Below are 19,503 nucleotides of genomic sequence, written 5' to 3' on the forward strand. Positions count from 1 at the left end.
CCCTTCACCTCTTCACTAATTTTCAGGTTTCAAGCTTCACCCCTGTATGTTTGATCACATCCTCCACTGTGAAAGGAGGCATGACCTCAAGCAGCTTCAGACCACCCGGCTGCACTTCGAGCACAGCCATGTCTGTAATGATCATATTGACACATTTTTTTGAAGTGAGAGGCAGCGTACACTCTTCAAGAATTTTCGGTTCACCGTTTTTATTAACATGGTTCATCACAACGATGACCTTTTTTGCTTTGGCAGCAAGCTCCATGGCTCCTCCCATTCCAGGCACTCTTTTTCCCGGTACAATCCAGTTCGCAAGATCTCCTTTTCCGCTTACTTGTAGAGAACCCAGAATCGTCATATCCACGCAGCCCCGGCGGATCATGCCGAATGCCGCTGCAGAATCAAAGTACGAGGCCCAATTGCCGGTGGTGACCGGATAGCCCGCTGCATTGCACAGAGTGCCATCTTCTTCACCGGCTGCAGGTGTCGGGCCTATCCCGAGAATTCCATTTTCAGCCTGAATCATGACCTGCGGCTTTCCTGTTAAATAATTCGGCACGAGCGAAGGAATGCCTATTCCGAGGTTGACGATCATGCCGTTCTCAATTTCCTGTGCAGCCCTTCTCGCAATTTTCTCTCTCACTTCGGCTCCCATACCCATTTCCAGTTCACCCCTTCACTTTGGACAATTGCCTGAACAAAAACGCCCGGCGTAATAATCGTTTCCGGGTCGAGTTCTCCGGAACCTACAATCTGATCGACCTCTGCAATCGTATAATCGCCTGCCATTGCCATTAAAGGATTCATATTTCGGGCACTTTTTTCATAAACAATGTTCCCGAATTCATCTGCTTTCCTGCCGCAGATGATTGCTACATCTGCCGTTAAAGCCGTTTCAAGCAAATAGGTCTTCCCGTTTACAGTCAGCCGTTCCTTTCCCTTTTCGGCAATCTCGCTGCCTATTCCCACGTCACACAGGATCCCCCCAAGGCCCATCCCGCCTGCCCGGATTCTCTCTGCAAGCGTGCCTTGAGGAGAAAACTCAACATGTAGCTTTCCTTCTGACATCAGAGCCCCTGCTATAGGATTTGATCCTATGTGTGAAGCAATCAGCTTTCGGACTCTTCCCGAAGAGACGATCCTTCCAATGCCGATATGGGGGAAACCGGCATCATTACAGATGATTTCAAGGTCCCTGACCCCTTTTTCAAGAATGGCATCTACAAGTGTCGGGGGAGTGCCTACTCCTCCAAATCCTCCGGCCATTAGAGTGCAGCCATCATTTACTTTGGATAGTACATCGTCTATTTGCCTGATCTTTTGAAAAGCATTTGAAATCATACGCACTCTCCTTTATTACGGATAATCTCAGCCTCTATCTCCGAAATAGTTTTGGAAAAAAGCCGGACCAGCTCGGTCAGCTCTTCCTCACTGATCGTAAGCGGCGGAGCAATCAAGATTGCATCTCCGTCTCCCCCTTCAATTCCAGCTGCAGCGGGATAAACGAGCAGTCCGTTCATCTGGGCTTTCTTTATGATGCGGCTTGTCAGGTGACAGGCTTTTGAAAAAGGCTTCTTTGTCGCTTTGTCTGTAACAAATTCAATGCCGATCATAAGTCCCATCCCTCTGACATCCCCAATAATGGAAGTCTTTTTCTGCAATTTCTGAAGCTGTTTCATCAGTGTTTTTCCTTTTTCCGCCGATGCGTCATTCAGGCTGTTTTTTTCGATATAATGCAAAACAGCAAGACTGGCTGCGGCAGATTGGGGATTGGCACTGTAAGTATGGCCGCTCATAATCAGTTTAGACCCCTGCTGAATCGGCCTCATCACTCTGTCGCTTACAAGTGTTGCCGCTATCGGTGCATACCCTGCGCTCATTCCTTTGCCGAGGGCCACAATATCCGGCAATACTCCCCAATGCTCCATTGCCAGAGTTTTCCCTGTTCTCCCTATGCCGGTCATGACTTCATCTGCAATCAGGAGGATATCATACCGGTCACAAATATCCCGGATTTTCTCATAATAGCCTTCAGGGGGAGTAAGCGCCGCTCCTGCTGCACCTACAAGAGGTTCAGCCACGAATGCGGCAATATGCTCTGCACCGGTCCTTCTGATTGCCGTTTCAAGTTCGTCTGTACATTTTGCGTTGCAGGATGCCGGGTTTAGTCCAAATGGACACCGGTAGCAGTATGGCGGGGAAACTTCCGGATTTGACTCAAGCAGCTGCTGAAAGCGGAACCGCCTTTCAGGATGGCCTGAAAGGGATAAGGCGCCTAATGTAATGCCGTGATAACTCATCCATCTCGATATGATCTTCGTTTTCTGAGGACAGTTCTGCTCCTGGAAATACTGAATGGCTGTCTTCATTGCCGTCTCAATTGCCTCTGACCCGCTGTTAACAAGAAATGTCCAATTAAGGTCACCCGGTGTAATTTCTGAAAGCTTCTTTGCAAGTCCTTCAGCTGCATGGCTTGAAAACTGGGATCTGTATACAAAAGAAACGGCATTTGCCTGCTTGCCCATCGCATCAATGATTTCCGGTACCCCGTGGCCTATTGAACACGTAACCGCTCCTGAAGAAGCGTCCATGTATTTTTTTCCATCCGTATCAAAGAGATAAACACCTTGTCCATGGCTGACTATTTTATAGCTCTCATCAAGCATGGGTTTGATTAAATAGTCCCTCTCCACCCCGCCATTCACCCCAACCTTCTAATGTATCTTGCTCATTAATACATATGTGGAAGACAAAGCGGTTATTTCTCATGAGCAATCAAAGCCATCGACAAACCATTTTCGGGCTCTTTACAGAGGGCTGACGCCTACAGTACCCACAACGCCGTATTTTTTGTAAGCGCTGTCATTAGTTTGTAAACAAATTTCTTTTCACCTGCATACCATATCTTATTGAAGGGTCAGGTGATGGTTGTGCTGAAGTGGCTGTTTCACGGTGTCTTTTTCGCGATGTTTATTCTGCTTGCCTATTTTGGAGGCGGATCAGTCCTGTTTGCAGACGGGGAGACAGGGGAACGCGTCGTTACTGCTTTTTTTGTCATAATGACAGCAGCTTTTCTCGGAATGGTCTACCATTCTCTTTGCAGGCATTTTTTCAAATAAACGCTTGGAAATTTTCCAAGCGTTTTTATCTGCCATTTTATATGGAATAGGTGAGGAATTCACCTTTTTTTCCGCCCATCCTGGCATAAAAACGCTGAGCCCTTAGATTGCTTTCGGCGGTCTCCCATGTCATGGCAGTGAAATGATGCAAGGCCGAGTATGTATGGCAGCTTTTAAAAAGCTGTTCAGCAGCACCTTTCCCCCTGAATTCTTCCTTTACATATAAATCATTCATTACCGCAATCTCGCTTGCTCTTGTTGTGCTGTACGTGAAATAAAGGGTTGCAAATCCGACAAGGTTATTTCCTGACTGTGCAACAAACTGGATGCCTTTTTCTCCTTTTAATAGGGTATCAATAAGATTTTCCAGCTGTTTCTCAGGAGGTTTTTCACACTGATAGAAATCAACTATATATTCATACATCAGCCCCATCAATGCTTCTGTGTCTTTCTTCTCCGGATGCCTTACGATTGTCTCCAAAATGATCCATCCCCTTCTTATTCGTTTTTCCCTAATGAAAACCCTTCAAAAAATCTTCCTCCATACGGCTTTAAAATGTCATCAGCCAGACGGATGACGCTGTCTTTTTCCCCCTGGCGGTAGTAATCCTCAAATGCGGCAAAAAATGATTCAGCCAAATGTTCGTCAAATTGTTTTAACGCTCTATGTATCCATTTTGATTTACCTATATATCTTCCGTTTGTAAGGAGAACAAATTCATGGAGGAGTTCAGCAAGATTCCCTGCAACATGAATGCCCTCTGCGCGATTTGCACACCCGGTAAAGTCGTCCAAAGCATCGGTAATAAAATAGCGTCTGCTGTCAATTTCCTTTTGTGTCAGGGGCTCAGGACCCTTTTCAAGGAGGGCTGATGCTTCTTTTTTAATCGGGACAAGCCGTTCTTTCCCCTTCAGCACAATTCCTTCAGCTGTCATTCTTGGCATGGATGGTGTTCCGCTTTTGCAGTCTTCCTCAAAAAAATAACGATAAGATGAAAAGTTATGTACAAATGCCTCTACAGGCCAGCCGAAATCGACAAACGATTCTCTGTATGACTCCTTAATGCTCTCATCAAATATGACAAGATCCAAATCTGATGTAGGAGTGCCTTCCCCTCTCACTACACTGCCCGCAAGTACAGCTGCTGCACATGAAGGAAACCTTTTTTCAACGATTTTCAATGCTGCCTCTGCAGGCTGAAGCCTCATATTGATTCCCCCTTATCTCTCTTTTTAAAAATAGATTTCTTTTTTTCACTGAAGCAGGTATAGTAGGAATGTTCTGTCTCCATTATACTCATAATCTGGAAGATTGTAAGATCATGATTTCCAATTTGATACAGATTAATTTGACGTTAGGCAGGGTATAACATTTTTATCAAACTTATTGCAGGAGCGTTTTCTTATGACAAAAAACTATATTCTTAAAATAAGAGACTTATCAGGGTTTCTCGTATTTCCCCTTCTCGGACTGATGTATGAATTTTTAAATGAAAGGCAGACAAATGCGGTAGACATGACCGCTCCGGCAGATGCTTATATTCCATTTGTCCCGGTTTTTATTCTTCCGTATATCATCTGGTATGTGTATATGTTTGGGTTTCTCCTGTATTTCTGGTGGAGGGATTCACACATTTACTGGAAAACTGTGATTGCCCTGACGGCAGGAGAATTAATCTGCTTCGGTGTTTATTTTTTCTTCCAATCAACCGTTCCAAGACCCGAACTGACGGGTGATGGCTTCCTTATTCATCTTGTTTCGGTGATTTATCAGAACGACCAGCCGTTTAACTGCTTCCCAAGCATTCATGTTCTGACAACCTTTATCATCATGCTCGTCCTTCCAAAACTCAAGCTCAGCAGAATGGTTTCCTTTCTATCTCAGCTGACGGGAATTTTGATAATCCTGTCAACATTATTTGTAAAGCAGCATGTCATTTATGATGTGATTGCATCGATTGCCCTTGGCCTTTCACTCTGGTATGTCCTTTTTGAGCTTAAGCGAGCCCCGGCACGTTTGCCCTCCGTCATCAAAGAAGGAGTTTCTGAAAGGAATGCCGGCTGACTTAAAGAACCTGATTGGGTTCTTTTTTTTTATAAAAATGGAGATATCTGTACAGGCATGCTCCGAAATTCGACATACACTGTATGAAATATGTCGAAAAAGGAATGATGCAACCGTTGAATATTGAAGGAAAACATTTAATTATTGATGCTTTTGACTGTAACCCTGACCTTTTGAACAGCAAAGATTACCTTGAGCTTCTCATGCTCCAGGCAGCGAATGACAATGGCATGCAGGTGCTCTCTTCGTATTTTCATCCTTTTCATCCCCAAGGTGTGACAGGTGTGCTTGTTTTATCAACTTCTCATATGTTGATCCATACTTGGCCGGAGGAAAACTATGCGTCTCTAGATTACTACACGTGCGGAGATGCTGATCCTGAATTTCAGACACGGTCCTTATTAAGAGGGCTCGGCGCAAAGAGAGCTCTTGTTTACACGGTTTCAAGAGGAGTAAACGGGACACAGCTGATCTTCCCAAAAGAAATTTTTGTTTATGATACGTCAAAAGGAGGAGATTCAAAATGAACCATAATCAGCATTCCAAGCCCTGGGTGGCTTCAGACTTAAATGCCGCTCAATCACGCTCTACAAACAGGCTTGAAAAACAGGAAGCGGATGAAAATGTTCGTGGAGATAAATGGGATCAAATTGGACTGGATGAAATGAAAAGAAGAAATCACCGTGATCTTTTTGACCAAAAAAGCAGCTACCAAAAGATCCAGATCTTAGAGGCAAATGATTTGAGAATGTATTTGAATGGACAGCTTCAGTTCAGCTCACTGGATGAAAAGCTCTACCATGAAGCTCTCGTTCATCCTGCATTTGCAGCGTCTCCTGCGCATGAACGCGTGTTTATTTTAGGCGGAGGAGATGGTCTTGCCTTAAGAGAAGTGTTAAAATACAGCCGGGTTAAGCACGCTGACTTAGTGGACCTTGATCCTCTGGTGCTGAAAGCAGCAAAAGAAGTAAAAAGCCTTGCATCTTTGAACGATTATTCGCTCCGAAGCAGACGGGTTACCGTCCATCCTATGGACGCTCAGGCATACCTTGCTTCCGAACCTGATCCCTATGACATCATTTTTGTAGACTTTCCTGATCCTACAGGCAAAACCATCAGTGATCTTTATACGACAGAATTTTACTCCCTTTTGAAAAAATCGCTTAAACCCCATGGTGTTTTTGTGTGTCAGGCGAACTCTCCTGATGAGACCCCTCTAGTTTTCTGGACAATTGGAAAAACAATTGAAAGCGCAGGTTTTGCCGTAACAAGCTATCACACAACCGTTCCATCATTCGGGGACTGGGGCTTTCACCTGGCATCCGCATCGCGCAAATCCCTCTCAGGCAAAAAAGCTCAAGTACCCGCAAAATCACTTCCATCTAATCTTGGTGACCTTTCCAAATTTCCTACCTATGTCACAGAAAAGAAAAATCAGGGGATCATCAATACGAAAAACAAATCTGTACTCCATGCCATTTTCAAAAAAGAAAGCTTTTATATGGATTAACAGAACAAAAGCGCAAGCGTCAAGGCCCGCTCCGATAGGCAGATAAGAATCCGTCGGAAAAGTCCGGTTCCCGCCTTTTTTGACGGATTTGTTCTGACAGAGGATCTAGGCGCTTCCGCTTGCCGATGATAACTTTGTTATGTTATCCACAGTCTTTTATTCTTTATAACTTCCTGATTAACAACAAGAAATGGACAGCTCTCTGAAGCTGTCTATTTTTTTTAATCGATCCGGATTATTGAAAAAATATTTTTTCTGAAGAAAGGCATTCACGGCGTATCTGTCGAATTACTATCCATCACTTATTAGTACACTTCAAAGCGGCACAGGGATAAATGTGGGAAGGTTTCCATTCCATTATGGAGGGGTATATTTACCATCATAATCATAGGTATTAATATGGCTTCTGCTCGGATGGGGACTTTGAATGAAGGAGGCTGAAGGATGAATAACGAAAATGAAAGAGAAGACCTTTGTGATGAGTGTTCTTTTCACAAAAAGCTGACGTTTTCAGAAACAGAAGAGTTATGGCTGTGTGAATCCTGCGCATCAGAAGAATAATAAACAAAAAAGCCGGAATTTTCCGGCTTTTTTGTTTATTGACCCATCAGACATTTGTAGAAAATGTCCCGCAAATTTTGAATCTCCTCATCTGAAAGCATGCCGAACATGTTTTCAATCTGCTGGTTGATCTGCTTTCTTGCGGAATGGAGCAGTACCTTTCCTGTCTCTGTTATTTCAAGGTTATAAGCTCTGCGGTCCCTTTCGCTCTGGCACTTTTGAACGAAGCCGTCTTTAATCAGCTTGCTAGTCAGTACGGTGACTCCGCCCGTCGTTATCTGCAGCTGCTCTGCAAGCAGCGAAGGACGCTTGAGCCCTTCTGTCTCGAGAATCTGCAGGATGAGAATATGGGTTTTGGAAAGTCCCACCTGATTCACATGGTTCCAGTCATTCATCCATTTGCGTTCCAGTGAAACAAAAATCTCAAACAGGGAGACGATATTTTCGTTTCGTTTCGTATTCATAGGGGTCATCTCCAGCATGCGTTATACTTTTGTCTGCCTAAGTTTAGCGAGCAGTTCTAAAGGAAGCAGCATTTGTTCCTCAAGAGGATTCTGTTGTTCTCCGTTTTTTTTCAAATCAGTGATCTCATTGTGCAGCCTTTCCATCTTCCGATCAAGCTCGGCTGCAGATAATGCCGCTTCTCTGAGTTCATCAGTCAAATGTTCAGGTATTGCCTGGTTATATTTATAATAAATTTTATGTTCAAGACTTGCCCAGAAATCCATGGCTATCGTCCGGATTTGAATCTCAACCATCACATTCTCCTGTCTGTCAGACATAAAAACAGGAATTTCTGCCAATAAATGAAGGCTTTGGTACCCATTCGGCTTTGGGTTCTTAATATAATCCTTGCATTCGACGATGTGAATGTCTTTCTGGTTTTGAATCATATCGCTGATCTGATAAATATCAGATAAAAACGAGCATGTTATACGAATTCCCGCTATATCTTTCATATTTCTTCTGATTTCTTCCAGTGAAAAAACATAGTTTTTACGATGCATTTTTTTCATGATGCTTTCAGGCGATTTGAGCCTCGAGCTTACGTGCTCAATAGGGCTGTAATCATGAATATATTGAAATTCCTGTTTTAAAATATTTATTTTCGTATTCATTTCTTCAAGTGCAAACTTGTAGGACATCATAAAGCGCGTGAGTTCTCTCTTGATGGTCTTAAGCTTCTCTGCACTCATTTCCGGCACTTTAAAATCTTCCACCGTAAAACCCCTTCAGTTAATTTGGAAGCATCGTTTTTGCTTCAAGCAGTCTAAGTAAGTATGCCCTGATATTTCTGGGCAAAAACTTGCGGATTTCATCTTCATTGAATCCTACAAGGAATTTTTTTTCATCCATGACAATCGGGCACCGGAGCAAACCGGGTTTGGACTTAAGAAGCTCCAGCAATTCGTGCATGTGCAAAGAATCGAGGTTAACGTCAAGCTCCTGAAACTGCTTTGACCGGGTTGAAAGAATTTCATCTGTTCCTTCTTCTGTCATACGCAAAATCTGTTTAAGCTCTTTCATTGTCAGAGGTTCAATTAAAAGATTTCTTTCTGTATATGAAATATCGTGCTCTTCCATCCAAAGCTTTGTCTTTCTGCAGGATGAGCAGCTGCATGATGTAAACAACGTAATGGCCATAAATGATTCCTCTCCTTCAAAGATTGATCATAAGTTCCACCTGTTTGTAAAACATGTACGATATATATATCTTACAAGTAAGATATATATAAATCAACTAATATGCTTTTACTTGTTCATGTGTTTTTATGCAAGAAAAAAGCCATCACTTAAAAAGGGATGACTTGACAGGCCTTCTGCGGCTGTTTGTTCTAAGGGATCTATCCGGGTATAAAGCCAGAATGGAATCCATTACGCTGTGTCCGCACACCAGACACTTGCTGTCTTCGTGCTGCTGTTCACACTTGCATTTAGGACAATGTTTTTGTTCTTCCATAGGATATGCTTCCCTCCTGCTTAGATATCTTTCTTGGTATTATCGGCTGATGTTTTAATTTCTTTACTGCGCCAATCCATTTTTAAAAGTGAATACATATACAAATCTTCAAATTTTCCGCAAGTGTATTCATAATGTCTAAGCAGGCCTTCCCTGATAAACCCTTGCCTTTCCGCAAGCTTTATAGAAGGTGCGTTGGAAGGTTCAATTAAGGCTTCGATTCGCTCAAGGTTCAAATGATCAAAACCGTAGCTGATAATGGCCTGAAGAGCTTCAGAAGCAATCCCTTCCCCCCAATACTCACGGCTTAATTCATAGCCAATTTCAGCGCGGAAATGGTTAGGTTTTCTGTTTAAGAGCCGCAGCTTCCAATCATGATGCCGGATCCTTTAAGAGAGATTGCCCATCTGATGCCAGTGCCTACTTGGAAAATTTCCCGGTACCAATCCAATTCGCCGTAAACGTCCTGTAAAGAATTAAATGGATTCAGACCCATATGCCGGACAACTTCTTCATCAGACAAGTAGCGGAGCATGTCCGCTGCATCTTCTTGAACAGCCTTTCTCAAAAGCAATCTCTCTGTTTCAATAACAGGAAATGATGTTTCCACTGTGATGCATCTCCTTTGCCTGACTGTTCACGAATGCTGGCAGAGCGGATATTAAAAGGTTTTTTTCAGCATTCAGACACACAGCAGTCTCTTTGATACGGAATTATTCGCCATGTTTTTACAATTATCCTTCTTTTTCTCTCTATTTCTAAGTTCCGCTGGTCAAAAAAACGGATTTCCTTCCATCCCAATCCACAATCGCGTTTGTTCAATTTCCCCTGCAAGTGAAATAAGCAAGTCTTCTCTTCCTTTAGGCGCTATAAACTGAACTCCAAGCGGGAGTCCCTGTTTTGTCATATGAGTCGGCACACTCATTGCAGGCTGTCCCGTCAAATTGGCCAGCTGAGTAAACGGCGTGTACGTCAAGCTTTTCAGGAACATATCGTAGACAAATGGAAGATGCTCGTCCTTATGGCGTTCGCTGATTTTCAGCAGCGTCTGAATTTCTTCTTCTGTTTGCATTAATTCTCCAATTTCCGGTGCGGCAAAGGCAGTGGCCGGTGTCAGATACAAGTCAAATGTCTCATGGAAAGCAGCCATTTGAGCCGCTGCGAAATCCCACTCTGCAAGACTCTTAGAAAATTCGGCCGCTGTTACAGAATGCCCGGCCGTACTCAGAACCCAGGTCACAATGTCCACATCATTCGCGGTAATCGGCCTCCCGAGCATCTTCTCAAGATCCAGGATCGTTGCCGACATTTCCCCATTGTTCATCGTATAATAATTTTCCATGAGCCTGACTCCGTCTATGCCATTGCCGCGTTCCTCTACTTGGTGCCCATTGCCCTCAAGCCATTCGACCATGCGATGAACGGCCTCTTCTGCTTCGCTGCTTACTTTTGTGCCAACTGGAGACTGGGTCTGAAAAGCAATCCGCAGCGACTGTTTTAATCCTGATTTCAGGGTGTCCGTGTATTTGCCTTCAAAAAGCGGTGTATGAAATGCTGCTTCCGGCTGAATCACTTGCAGATGATCAAGCATCGCAGCACTGTCCCGCACTGATTTTGTCAGGACAAAATCAATGGATGCCCCGTGCCATTGCCTGCCCACACTTGGCCCGACAGGAGTTCTTCCTCTTGTAGGTTTTAATCCGAAAAGGCCGGTAAAAGAGGCCGGGATCCGGATGGAGCCTCCTCCGTCGCTTGCACCGGCTATCGGCACCATTCCTGATGCCACAGCGGCTGCTGAACCGCCGCTTGAACCGCCGGCTGAAAACTTTGTGTTCCAAGGATTTTTAGTTGCACCGTGCAGTTCTGGTTCCGTAATATTTCTCAAGCCGAATTCCGGTGTGTTTGTGTGGCCGATGAAAGTAAAACCTGCTTTTCTTAACCGCGCGACAAAATGGGAATCTCTTTTCGCTGTATGGTTTGTAAGAAGTTTTGAACCCGCAGTCAGAGGTTCTCCTTCAATTGCCTGTGAAATATCTTTCAGCAGCATTGGTACACCCGCAAAAGGCTGGGAACCATCCAGCTTCAGCTTCTTTATTTCCGCTTCTGTCTTTTCCTGCCTTGTTCTGACCACACCGTTTACTAGAGGATTGACATTTTCGATCTGTTTAAAAGCAGCAGCGGCCAGTTCTTCCGGGGAAACCTCTCTTTTTTTGACCAGTTCAGCAAGGCCGGTTGCATCGCAGGATGCGTATGTATGCAAATCCATCGTTTTTTTCATCTCCTGTCATTTTTATTTGTCATAGCATTCCAGTCAGCTCTTCTGACTCATTACCTTTAAATTCAACATAAAAAGGCTGCATTTCTTCGTTTAAGCAATATTCGATTCTCTGTCTGAAATTTTTCCAGGTGACCATTTCAAGTGCTATCTCAATCGGGAAATACCCTACTTCTAAACTCTCAGGACTTGTCTCGGGCTTTCCTCCAACCGGCTTTCCCTTAAAAAGTGTATTGCAGATTGAGCGGTCAACATTTTGAAAAATCCCGCAGAATTTCGTTACCTCAATGATAATTCCCGATTCCTCATGCGTTTCTCTGATGGCCGCTTCTTTCAGTGATTCCCCTTCTTCTACCTGTCCTCCGGGAATTTCCCATCCTCTTTTTGGTCCTTTTATCAGTAAGATTTCTCCCTGTTCATTTAGTACGATGGTCGCTGCGGAAACAATATGTTTTGGCGGCTGCATGACCGGTTCCCCCTCTATTATCATTTTTTCTTCTTCCAGAATTTTAACATGAATATCCAGTTTTGATTACATCGTGATAAAACTTTGAGTATTAAAAAAAACGGAAGACAGCACCATTATTACCATTTCAAAAAAACCAGATGCTGCATTTGCAGCAATCTGGTTTCTGATTAAAGCAGGTATTCATATCTTCTCTCAAGATAATTTTGAAAAAGAGTAAGCAGGGAGCAAATCCCCCAGTAGATGAATGCGACGAGAATATACATCGTCATATAGTCCAGCTCTCTTCCTCCAACGATTTTTGCCTGCTGGAACAGCTCAGGCACTGTAATCATTGCTGCTAAAGAGGAGGCTTTTGTTAAGTCGAGCAGTACATTCGACAGCGGCGGAAGCGCTATTCTAAAGGCTTGAGGAAGAATGATTCCTCTCATTGTCTGCCAGTACGACATTCCAAGCGAACTTGCTGCCTCCCACTGCCCCTTGTCAACAGATGCGAGTGCAGAGCGGTTGATTTCAGCCATATAGGCAGCACTGTTCAGACTGAAGCCAATCAGTGCTGCGGTTACCGCTGTAAACTCAATTCCGATGATCGGAAAACCGAAATACAAGATAAACAGAATCACCAGAATAGGAACGCCGCGCATAAATGAAATGTAGATTCTCGCAGGCCAGCTGAATACAGGAGATTTGGACGTTCTTCCTAAAGCAAGGAAGAAACCTAGCACCAAACCAATGCCCATGCTCACAAGCGAGATAAGCAGAGTGTTCCAGATTCCTTTCAATACAAAAGGAAAGGATTTGACGGCAAGCTCCCAGTCAAAGAGGTATTCCCATTGAATCGCATCCATTGCCGTCACCTGCCGCTACTTAAAATCAGCATCTGTTTCTTTTGAAACATCTGCCCCGTCAAAGAATTGCTTCGAGATTTTGGCAATCGTTCCGTCTTTAAGCATTTCGTTCAGTACAGTATCAATCTCTTTTTTCAGCTTGGCACTGTCTTTTTTCATAATGATGCCCTGGCTGACTGGATTGAATTTGATATCAGGATGAATGGTAATGTTCAAATCCGGAAAAGCGGCAACAGCCAAGCGCTGCAGATAATAATCATTTAAAATGACATCCGTTCTTCCAGTTGACACGTCACGCAAGTACTGATCATTTGTTGCATTGTCGTAAATGACTTCTTCAGCTCCGTACTCGCGGGCTACAGCCATATAAGTCGTTGTTGCTTCTCCTGCTGCTTTTTTCCCTTTCAGGTCTTCAAGTGATTTTATGCCCGAAAGATCATCTTTCCGCACCATAGCTGTCCCGTAAGAGTGTTTATAAGGCACGGAAAAGTCGAACTTTTCTTTCCGCTCATCAGTCATCGTAATATCATTTGCAGCAAGATCAACTTTGCCGCTTTGAACAGACGTCAGCATACCGTCAAACGCCATTTCTGAAAATTCAGCTTCAAGATCCATGCGTTTCGCCATTTCTTTGACCACTTCCACTTCAAATCCAGTCAGCTCATTTGTTTCTGAATCATGATAGGAAGCAGGATATAGCGTGCCGGAAGTTGCTACTTTCAGCTTGCCTTCTTCTTTAATTGTGTCCCAGGCTGTTTTTTCTTCCTGTTTTTCCTGAGAACTGCTGCAGCCTGCAAGCATAAATGCGAATGCCATTATTGCGAAAATGACACCTGTTTTATTTAGTGAAAAAATATTCTTCATGCAAATCCACCTTTTTTCTATAATCCTATAAAAGATAGCATTACAGGATGAAATTCGCAATATTTATGATTGAACCTCTACCTCTTCACAGTCCGTTCAAGGGCGTACAGATCTTCCTCCATGGACTGCATTCTCTGTTCGACCAGATTTTTCGCGTCTTTTACAGCCTGGTTATAAAAATGGGGACCGATGGATTCTTTAATGAATTCAAGCAGGTTTTCAGCTGCAAGTTCTCCAATTTCATCTCCATTTTCCTGATAATAATAGCGCTGAATATCTTCAATCATCATCATCTTCTGTTCTTTCGTAAATTGAATAAACACGTTCATCAGCCTTTCCTGTTATAGATTCAAGCCTGAGGATATCAGAAAATAAAACAGATTGTCAGACTGTATTTTTCAAACATTTTATGTACAAGGAAGGATTTCTTCGATGACAGACTCTCCCTCTGTCCGCTCCTCATCCGTCCACTGCCATTTTTCAAAAAGGCGGATTCTCCCGTCAGCAAGCTTTTCAGGTTCAGAGCAGCAGCGGCCTCCCCTGATCTGATTCTTATCATTTATATGATGATAGCTGAATTCGAGGGATCCGTCTTCCTTTACCAGCCCCATCAGCGACCCTTTCAGGATTTCTCCTCCCTCATATGATCCTGAGAGAATGTTTCCTTCCTGCTTGTAAATAAAAATCGTCTTTGAAGAAACTTCCCCATTTTCAGAATTTGATACAGCAGCAAAACGGCGGTTATCATAATTTATCATGAGCAGCATCCTTTCAGCATGTTTTTGCTATCGTATCATATTTCTTTCGTATTAACTGAATTTTCCGTCTGGATATTTGTATAATAGAGGCACACGATTTAATAGGAGGAAGCTATGAAAGAAATTGGTACGGGCATCATTGCCTCCATGTTTTTTGCTGTAACATTTATCTTAAACCGGTCAATGGAGCTTGCAGGCGGCAGCTGGCTCTGGAGTTCGTCGCTCAGGTTTTTATTTATGATTCCGTTTTTGGTTCTCATCGTTGCTCTTCGAAAAAACAGCAGACAGCTCTTCTCTGAAATGAAGGATCAACCCTCTAAGTGGGTTCTTTGGAGCTTCACAGGGTTTGTGCTTTTTTATGCGCCCATCACATTTGCGGCTGCATACGGGCCCGGCTGGCTTGTAGCGGGTACATGGCAACTGACCATTGTTGCCGGAACATTGCTTGCCCCGCTTTTTTATGAAAGTTCAGAAGGCGTGAAAAACAGGAGGAAAATCCCTCTGCCTGCCCTGCTCTTTTCTGTTATCATTTTTTCGGGAGTCGTTCTCATTCAAATGAAGCATGCATCGGGAGCTGGAAGCTGGGCCCTTTTGGCGGGTGTTCTTCCGGTTGCAGCTGCAGCGCTTGCTTATCCGCTCGGGAACAGGAAGATGATGGAGGTTTGCGGGGGAAGGCTTGATACTTTTCAAAGAGTGCTCGGCATGACACTTGCAAGCACTCCATTTTGGATCATTTTGGCGGTATGCGGGTATGTTTTCACAGGCCCTCCTTCATCCGGTCAGGTCGTACAATCCTTTATCGTGGCCGTCAGTTCAGGTGTAATAGCCACGACGCTTTTTTTCATTGCAACAGACAGATCACGTCATGATGAGGGCAAGCTTGCATCTGTTGAAGCTACTCAATCAACCCAGGTCCTTTTCGTCCTTGCAGGGGAAATGATTCTTTTTTCAAGCCCTTTTCCCGGAGGCATTACCCTCGCCGGAATCGGACTAATTATCGCCGGAATGTTTATGCACAGTTATTTCAATGAAGGCCGTTTAAAAAGAATCTCCTATTCACGTGCAGCTAAAAACCTTTAGTTGAAGAAAAATCAGCCTTGCACCGCTTTTTGCGGTGTTTTTTTGACTCAGTAAACAAAATAATAAATGGGAAAATAACTAATAAAAAACAGAAGAGAACCTACTAAGAATGGGCTGACAATCAAGTAACTTTCCTCGCGCCTGGGCTGGTAGCTTCCTGCCATCGCCGAGAAAACAGAGAACTCAGCGTTATTGGATAGAAATCCACCCGAAGAGCTTATGATGAAAGCAATTAACAGAAATATGAAGGAGCCAAAAAACATGGTTTCAGGAAAAGCCGTGTTCCATATAAAGATTGTTCCGGTTATTAATAAAGACTCAATGATCACTGTCAACAGAACAAAAAACAGGTATTTTTTCATTTTGCACCCCGCAGTCTTTGAATGACCATATATACGAAGCGGCTCCATTAAAAGTTTCATTTTTCTAAAAATTTACAACCCACTCCCTGTAGATCTCTCCGATTATCCCTTCCAGCTGATGTACACCGGTATCCGTATTTGTCATAATCACTAAACCCTTTTCTAAAAACGGGTATGCCACCAGCATACATTGAAAACCGGCTCCCCAGCCTAAAGATGAGATTTCAATCCCTTTTTGGTTATGATCAAGAAAAACACCCAGCCCGCTCCATTCCTTGCATCCCTGGGATTCAATCACTTCCATTGCTTTTTCTGCAGAAAGCTTGAGGCTGCTTTCACCTTTAATGGCATTCATTAGTTCTATCACTAATAGAGCTAAATCTGCCGGTGTTGTCCAAAGTCCCGAAGCTGCAGGAAAAGGATATACAGGATATTTTCGTTTAACAAGATCACCGCTTTTGCTGTGACCGCATGAGAAATTCCTTTTTTCTAAAGATGATGCCGGTAAATCAAACGTGCTGTCCGACATATTTAAAGGATGGAAAATATGATCATGTACCAGCTTTGTGAAAGGTATCCCGGCAGCGTCCTCTATTACGAGCTGTATGATACTGTAACCTGCGTCCGAATAGCGGAATTCGCTCCAAGGTTCATATTTCAGTTCAATTGGAGCTTTGCAATAGGGAGTCATACCTGCTAATAGCTCTGCTGTCTCAGGGCTGTCTGTCATCGAAATCCTTTCGGTAAAACTATCTGGAGGATCAAGCACGCCAGACTGATGACAAAGCAAATTTCTTACCGTCACTTTTTTCTTATTGTTAAACTCATGATCAGGTACCTTCCATGAAGTTAGTTTTTCATTAACATCCTCATCTAAATCAAGTATGCCTTGATCGGCCAGTATCATCACAAGCATTGACGCTACAAATTTACTGATTGAACACGCACTGAAAATCGTATTCCGTTTGACCATTTTATCCGTTCCGGCTTCAAGCAGACCGAAACATTCAGCGCTGCATATCCGGCCTTGATCAATTGATGCCAGGCTTAATCCCGTTATCTGAAAATCGACCATACTTTTTTGAATGTTGACGCTTAGCGGTTTCACACTAATCCCCCCATATACAAAGTACCTTTATAAAATATTTCTTTACTGTGATATAAAATGTTTATTACGTGCCGGAAAGACATATAAGAGATACCGAACTAACAGCAGGCACCTCCTTTAGATGGAGATGCCCTTTCTTGACCCTTATTGATCCGTAAGCTTTACATACCCAACCTCTTCAACAAGTTCCTGTCCCTCGGGCCCCTGCATCCATTGAAGGAATGGCTCAATCTGTTTGTTCTGATTGGATTTAAGCGTAATGGCATAGAGGGATGCAGTAAACGGATAAGTTTCATTGCTGATGTTTTCAGGATCAGGCTTGATCCCGTTTACCCCAAGCAGCTTAATGTCTCCATTTTTCCTCATTCCTGTCGCAAAATAACGGAAGGAAAAGCCAATGGCGTTTTCAACATTTCGGTAATCTGCCACTTGTTCGATAATTCCCCCCATCCCCTGCACCACTTCTTCTTTCAGCGGTTTTTGAATGGGAGTGTCCCCCATAATTTTCTCAAGCAGCGTTTGGCTTCCTGAATTTTTCGGGCGCTGAAAGGGCATGATTTCTTCCTCTTTCCCTCCTGCGTCTTCCCAATTTTTGATTTCACCGGAGTAAATTTTCTGGATTTGTTCAACATCCAGGTTTTCAACCGGATTATCCGGATGAACAAAGAATACAAATGCTTCTTTTCCAATTGGGGTCATGACAAGCTCTTTGCCGGCTTTTTCAGCCATCATCTGCTGTTCCTTTGAGGGTTCAGCACCAAAGTATATATCTGCCTCACCCGAAAGCAAACGTTCATAGGCATAGATTGTATTTGTGAAACTCACGACCTCTTTTTCAGATGTCATGACATTGCTGACATTTTTGTAGACCGAGTTGGCAAAAGCAGAATAAACCGGATAAGCAGCTTCTGCTCCGTCAAGGACTGGCATTTCATCTGAGTTCTCAATGATGAACGTTGACCGGTCTTTTAAAGTCGGCAGCTTGTGATTAGGGTTGGTTACTTCATATGGCGTCAAATCTGTACTGGAATAGCCTCCTCCGTGTTCATACCCGTAGGTAGGAAGCACGTTTTTGCTTCTTTCAGCATGTATGTAGGTGCCTGCACTTAAGCTGATGCCAATGATGGCTAATAGAGTCACAGCTTTTTTTGCAGCAGGTAACAAACCGGTTCGATTTTTCAGCATTAAAATCGTACATGTGATGCTGAATGCTCCTCCATATGCAATTGGAGCCCAAAAAAGGGTTTTCAGTTCACCGGCAAAAGCTGACATGAAAAATCCCGGTGCATACGGCAAGTGCAAAATCCCATAGACTACCCAGCTGTCGTGACCGTAAAACCCTCCGCTGATCCACATAAAGATTGCCCAAAGCAACGCTGTATAAGCAAGCGGAACAAAGGCTAGAAATTCTTGTCCCTGAACTCGATGTTTAAACCACCTGTACCCAAAGACGAGTCCTCCAATAGAAAAAACAGCGATGGACGAATATAGAATGAAGTGAACACCCGCCATCATAGAAATGACCACCAGCAGTGATAAACTGAATGGGATAAGCCCAAAATACATAAACAGCTTTACAGCTTTCAAATCTTCTTCTCCTCACCTTCCTTTTGTTAGTGTAATTTTACACTTTAATCCTAATTTTTACAATATATTTTTTCGGAATTTAAAAATGCCCTTCATTTAGAAGGACACCGTCATAGATTTCAGCTCTGTTTTCTTGCCAGTTCTTCTTTACTGATTAATTCCGAAGCCGGCACATCCAGCACTGTTGAGAGTTTTAAGATGGTTTGCGTATCAGGGATTTTTTCTCCTGCTTCATACTTTTCAATGGTCTGACGCCCAAGTCTCGCTTTAAAAGCTAGCTCCTCCTGGCTCATATTCTTCTGTTCGCGGTAATGCTTTAATTGCTGGTGAAAAGCAGCCATCATCCATTCCTCCCTAAAATCATCCAATTTTATACTTTTAGTGTATCACTGCTGCAGCCATTTGCACCATTGTAAACGTGAACATTATGTTACTAAAATACACTAATATTCTTCTCCTGTGCGGGCAACCTAAAAGGGAAAAACAATACAGGAGGTTTACGATGAAAAATAAAATTCTAATTCTCATCATGGGTGTCCTTTTTTCAGCATTTATGATGGCAGGCTGCAATGCAAATGACGATCAGGATCCGGCACCGCCTGAAAACCAGCAGGAAGAAGAACAGGATCAAATGGATGAAAACAACGAAGATGAAAATGCACCAGGCATGGATGAAGATGATACAATGATGAAAGATGATGAAAAAGACGCAGATCCGGACCCTGAAGATCCAATTGAAGATCCGGAAGATATGAATGATAAAGACCGAAAAGACGATTGAGTCCTGGAAAAGCCTTCTGCTGAAGGCTTTTTTTGTGGCTGATTTTGGGGTGATACACTGTGGGAATGTTTTTTTGGTGCCCTCTATTTTAGTCGAGTTAATTTATAGGCTTCCATTTAAATGACTCCGCCGAAACTCTCTTCTTCACCCTCTTCAACG

Annotated in this window: 23 protein-coding genes and 1 pseudogene; 6 read left to right on the plus strand and 18 right to left on the minus strand. The window is 43.3% G+C overall.

What is annotated here, in order from left to right; translation table 11 throughout:
- Nucleotides 1-22: 22 nt before the first annotated feature.
- The 3 genes from AZ46_RS06895 to AZ46_RS06905 are packed head-to-tail and all read right to left on the minus strand — an operon-like array spanning nt 23 to nt 2,693.
- Nucleotides 23-661, minus strand: a complete 639-nt coding sequence (locus AZ46_RS06895; RefSeq protein ID WP_029280712.1) for a 3-oxoacid CoA-transferase subunit B — start codon at nt 659-661, stop codon at nt 23-25.
- Nucleotides 640-1,338 (minus strand): CoA transferase subunit A, encoded by a 699-nt coding sequence (locus AZ46_RS06900; RefSeq protein WP_029280710.1) that lies wholly within the window; start codon nt 1,336-1,338, stop codon nt 640-642. Before AZ46_RS06900 ends, AZ46_RS06895 begins: the two co-directional genes overlap by 22 nt.
- Entirely contained in the window at nt 1,338-2,693 is a 1,356-nt protein-coding gene (locus tag AZ46_RS06905) for an aspartate aminotransferase family protein (protein ID WP_029280708.1), read from the minus strand. The genes AZ46_RS06900 and AZ46_RS06905 overlap by 1 nt, the downstream gene beginning before the upstream one ends.
- A 231-nt stretch (nt 2,694-2,924) precedes the next feature.
- On the opposite strand from AZ46_RS06905, the gene AZ46_RS06910 reads away from it, so the two are divergent.
- The gene (locus AZ46_RS06910; RefSeq protein ID WP_029280706.1) at nt 2,925-3,119 is read left to right on the plus strand and encodes a DUF6954 family protein; all 195 of its coding nucleotides are present in this window, start codon (nt 2,925-2,927) and stop codon (nt 3,117-3,119) included.
- A 37-nt stretch (nt 3,120-3,156) separates the two neighbouring features.
- On the opposite strand, the gene AZ46_RS06915 is transcribed toward AZ46_RS06910, so the two are convergent.
- Together AZ46_RS06915 and AZ46_RS06920 are read right to left on the minus strand one after the other, a co-directional pair.
- The gene (locus AZ46_RS06915) at nt 3,157-3,600 is read right to left on the minus strand and encodes a GNAT family N-acetyltransferase (protein ID WP_029280705.1); all 444 of its coding nucleotides are present in this window, start codon (nt 3,598-3,600) and stop codon (nt 3,157-3,159) included.
- 17 nt (nt 3,601-3,617) lie between these two features.
- On the minus strand, nt 3,618-4,328 hold the full coding sequence (locus tag AZ46_RS06920; RefSeq protein WP_029280703.1) for a nucleotidyltransferase domain-containing protein: 711 nt from the start codon (nt 4,326-4,328) through the stop codon (nt 3,618-3,620).
- A 196-nt stretch (nt 4,329-4,524) separates the two neighbouring features.
- On the opposite strand from AZ46_RS06920, the gene AZ46_RS06925 reads away from it, so the two are divergent.
- From AZ46_RS06925 to AZ46_RS06935, 3 genes are all read left to right on the plus strand, one after another.
- A complete protein-coding gene (locus AZ46_RS06925; RefSeq protein ID WP_029280702.1) occupies nt 4,525-5,184 on the plus strand; it encodes a phosphatase PAP2 family protein in 660 nt (219 codons plus the stop codon).
- Nucleotides 5,185-5,300: 116 nt separating this feature from the next.
- Nucleotides 5,301-5,711, plus strand: a complete 411-nt coding sequence (gene speD / locus AZ46_RS06930; protein WP_029280700.1) for an adenosylmethionine decarboxylase — start codon at nt 5,301-5,303, stop codon at nt 5,709-5,711.
- Nucleotides 5,708-6,694: a spermine/spermidine synthase domain-containing protein gene (locus tag AZ46_RS06935; protein ID WP_051865319.1), complete on the plus strand. Its 987-nt coding sequence runs from the start codon at nt 5,708-5,710 to the stop codon at nt 6,692-6,694. Before speD ends, AZ46_RS06935 begins: the two co-directional genes overlap by 4 nt.
- A gap of 596 nt (nt 6,695-7,290) precedes the next feature.
- Here AZ46_RS06935 and AZ46_RS06940 read toward each other — a convergent pair.
- The 10 genes and pseudogenes from AZ46_RS06940 to AZ46_RS06985 all read right to left on the minus strand — a co-directional run bounded on the left by AZ46_RS06940 (nt 7,291) and on the right by AZ46_RS06985 (nt 14,426).
- Complete coding sequence (locus AZ46_RS06940; protein WP_029280697.1) at nt 7,291-7,719, minus strand: MarR family winged helix-turn-helix transcriptional regulator; 429 nt, start codon at nt 7,717-7,719, stop codon at nt 7,291-7,293.
- A gap of 21 nt (nt 7,720-7,740) precedes the next feature.
- Nucleotides 7,741-8,451: a GTP pyrophosphokinase gene (locus AZ46_RS06945; RefSeq protein ID WP_029280696.1), complete on the minus strand. Its 711-nt coding sequence runs from the start codon at nt 8,449-8,451 to the stop codon at nt 7,741-7,743.
- Nucleotides 8,452-8,491: 40 nt separating this feature from the next.
- Nucleotides 8,492-8,899, minus strand: a complete 408-nt coding sequence (gene spx / locus AZ46_RS06950; protein ID WP_029280695.1) for a transcriptional regulator Spx — start codon at nt 8,897-8,899, stop codon at nt 8,492-8,494.
- A gap of 336 nt (nt 8,900-9,235) precedes the next feature.
- A pseudogene (locus AZ46_RS06955) lies at nt 9,236-9,825 on the minus strand (GNAT family N-acetyltransferase).
- Nucleotides 9,826-9,987: 162 nt separating this feature from the next.
- A complete protein-coding gene (locus AZ46_RS06960) occupies nt 9,988-11,481 on the minus strand; it encodes an amidase (RefSeq protein WP_029280693.1) in 1,494 nt (497 codons plus the stop codon).
- Nucleotides 11,482-11,512: 31 nt separating this feature from the next.
- On the minus strand, nt 11,513-11,956 hold the full coding sequence (locus tag AZ46_RS06965) for an NUDIX hydrolase (RefSeq protein WP_087946321.1): 444 nt from the start codon (nt 11,954-11,956) through the stop codon (nt 11,513-11,515).
- Between the two features lie 170 nt (nt 11,957-12,126).
- Nucleotides 12,127-12,804 (minus strand): amino acid ABC transporter permease, encoded by a 678-nt coding sequence (locus AZ46_RS06970; RefSeq protein WP_029280690.1) that lies wholly within the window; start codon nt 12,802-12,804, stop codon nt 12,127-12,129.
- Nucleotides 12,805-12,819: 15 nt separating this feature from the next.
- Complete coding sequence (locus tag AZ46_RS06975; protein WP_029280688.1) at nt 12,820-13,668, minus strand: transporter substrate-binding domain-containing protein; 849 nt, start codon at nt 13,666-13,668, stop codon at nt 12,820-12,822.
- Between the two features lie 77 nt (nt 13,669-13,745).
- Nucleotides 13,746-13,997 (minus strand): DUF2164 domain-containing protein, encoded by a 252-nt coding sequence (locus AZ46_RS06980; protein WP_051827241.1) that lies wholly within the window; start codon nt 13,995-13,997, stop codon nt 13,746-13,748.
- A 78-nt stretch (nt 13,998-14,075) separates the two neighbouring features.
- Nucleotides 14,076-14,426 (minus strand): hypothetical protein, encoded by a 351-nt coding sequence (locus AZ46_RS06985; RefSeq protein WP_029280684.1) that lies wholly within the window; start codon nt 14,424-14,426, stop codon nt 14,076-14,078.
- A gap of 114 nt (nt 14,427-14,540) precedes the next feature.
- Between AZ46_RS06985 and AZ46_RS06990 the strand changes: the two genes are divergently transcribed.
- Nucleotides 14,541-15,506 carry a DMT family transporter gene (locus tag AZ46_RS06990; protein WP_029280683.1) on the plus strand — a complete coding sequence of 322 codons (966 nt, stop codon included), beginning with the start codon at nt 14,541-14,543 and terminating at the stop codon, nt 15,504-15,506.
- Nucleotides 15,507-15,932: 426 nt separating this feature from the next.
- On the opposite strand, the gene AZ46_RS06995 is transcribed toward AZ46_RS06990, so the two are convergent.
- The 3 genes from AZ46_RS06995 to AZ46_RS07005 all read right to left on the minus strand — a co-directional run bounded on the left by AZ46_RS06995 (nt 15,933) and on the right by AZ46_RS07005 (nt 18,904).
- On the minus strand, nt 15,933-16,976 hold the full coding sequence (locus tag AZ46_RS06995; protein ID WP_029280681.1) for a serine hydrolase domain-containing protein: 1,044 nt from the start codon (nt 16,974-16,976) through the stop codon (nt 15,933-15,935).
- 144 nt (nt 16,977-17,120) lie between these two features.
- Nucleotides 17,121-18,563, minus strand: coding sequence for a PstS family phosphate ABC transporter substrate-binding protein (locus AZ46_RS07000; protein ID WP_235728206.1), 1,443 nt, complete (start codon nt 18,561-18,563; stop codon nt 17,121-17,123).
- 119 nt (nt 18,564-18,682) lie between these two features.
- On the minus strand, nt 18,683-18,904 hold the full coding sequence (locus AZ46_RS07005; protein WP_029280678.1) for a helix-turn-helix domain-containing protein: 222 nt from the start codon (nt 18,902-18,904) through the stop codon (nt 18,683-18,685).
- 161 nt (nt 18,905-19,065) lie between these two features.
- Here AZ46_RS07005 and AZ46_RS07010 point away from each other — a divergent pair, with 161 nt between their 5' ends.
- Nucleotides 19,066-19,344, plus strand: coding sequence for a hypothetical protein (locus AZ46_RS07010; protein ID WP_029280676.1), 279 nt, complete (start codon nt 19,066-19,068; stop codon nt 19,342-19,344).
- Nucleotides 19,345-19,503 lie beyond the last annotated feature (159 nt).

This window comes from Metabacillus indicus LMG 22858 (assembly GCF_000708755.2).
Classification (GTDB): Bacteria; Bacillota; Bacilli; order Bacillales; family Bacillaceae; genus Bacillus_P; species Bacillus_P indicus.

Excerpts from the sequence above, each read along its gene's own strand:
- AZ46_RS06910 (WP_029280706.1), top strand. The coding sequence starts at position 2,925 with ATGGTTGTGCTGAAGTGGCTGTTTCACGGTGTCTTTTTCGCGATGTTT.
- AZ46_RS06990 (WP_029280683.1), top strand. The coding sequence starts at position 14,541 with ATGAAAGAAATTGGTACGGGCATCATTGCCTCCATGTTTTTTGCTGTA.
- AZ46_RS06920 (WP_029280703.1), bottom strand. The coding sequence starts at position 4,328 with ATGAGGCTTCAGCCTGCAGAGGCAGCATTGAAAATCGTTGAAAAAAGG.
- AZ46_RS07010 (WP_029280676.1), top strand. The coding sequence starts at position 19,066 with ATGAAAAATAAAATTCTAATTCTCATCATGGGTGTCCTTTTTTCAGCA.
- AZ46_RS06985 (WP_029280684.1), bottom strand. The coding sequence starts at position 14,426 with ATGATAAATTATGATAACCGCCGTTTTGCTGCTGTATCAAATTCTGAA.
- AZ46_RS07005 (WP_029280678.1), bottom strand. The coding sequence starts at position 18,904 with ATGGCTGCTTTTCACCAGCAATTAAAGCATTACCGCGAACAGAAGAAT.
- AZ46_RS06960 (WP_029280693.1), bottom strand. The coding sequence starts at position 11,481 with ATGGATTTGCATACATACGCATCCTGCGATGCAACCGGCCTTGCTGAA.
- AZ46_RS06970 (WP_029280690.1), bottom strand. The coding sequence starts at position 12,804 with ATGGATGCGATTCAATGGGAATACCTCTTTGACTGGGAGCTTGCCGTC.
- AZ46_RS06940 (WP_029280697.1), bottom strand. The coding sequence starts at position 7,719 with ATGAATACGAAACGAAACGAAAATATCGTCTCCCTGTTTGAGATTTTT.
- AZ46_RS06945 (WP_029280696.1), bottom strand. The coding sequence starts at position 8,451 with ATGAGTGCAGAGAAGCTTAAGACCATCAAGAGAGAACTCACGCGCTTT.
- AZ46_RS06975 (WP_029280688.1), bottom strand. The coding sequence starts at position 13,668 with ATGAAGAATATTTTTTCACTAAATAAAACAGGTGTCATTTTCGCAATA.
- AZ46_RS06925 (WP_029280702.1), top strand. The coding sequence starts at position 4,525 with ATGACAAAAAACTATATTCTTAAAATAAGAGACTTATCAGGGTTTCTC.
- AZ46_RS06895 (WP_029280712.1), bottom strand. The coding sequence starts at position 661 with ATGGGTATGGGAGCCGAAGTGAGAGAGAAAATTGCGAGAAGGGCTGCA.
- AZ46_RS06935 (WP_051865319.1), top strand. The coding sequence starts at position 5,708 with ATGAACCATAATCAGCATTCCAAGCCCTGGGTGGCTTCAGACTTAAAT.
- AZ46_RS06965 (WP_087946321.1), bottom strand. The coding sequence starts at position 11,956 with ATGCAGCCGCCAAAACATATTGTTTCCGCAGCGACCATCGTACTAAAT.
- AZ46_RS06980 (WP_051827241.1), bottom strand. The coding sequence starts at position 13,997 with ATGAACGTGTTTATTCAATTTACGAAAGAACAGAAGATGATGATGATT.
- spx (WP_029280695.1), bottom strand. The coding sequence starts at position 8,899 with ATGGCCATTACGTTGTTTACATCATGCAGCTGCTCATCCTGCAGAAAG.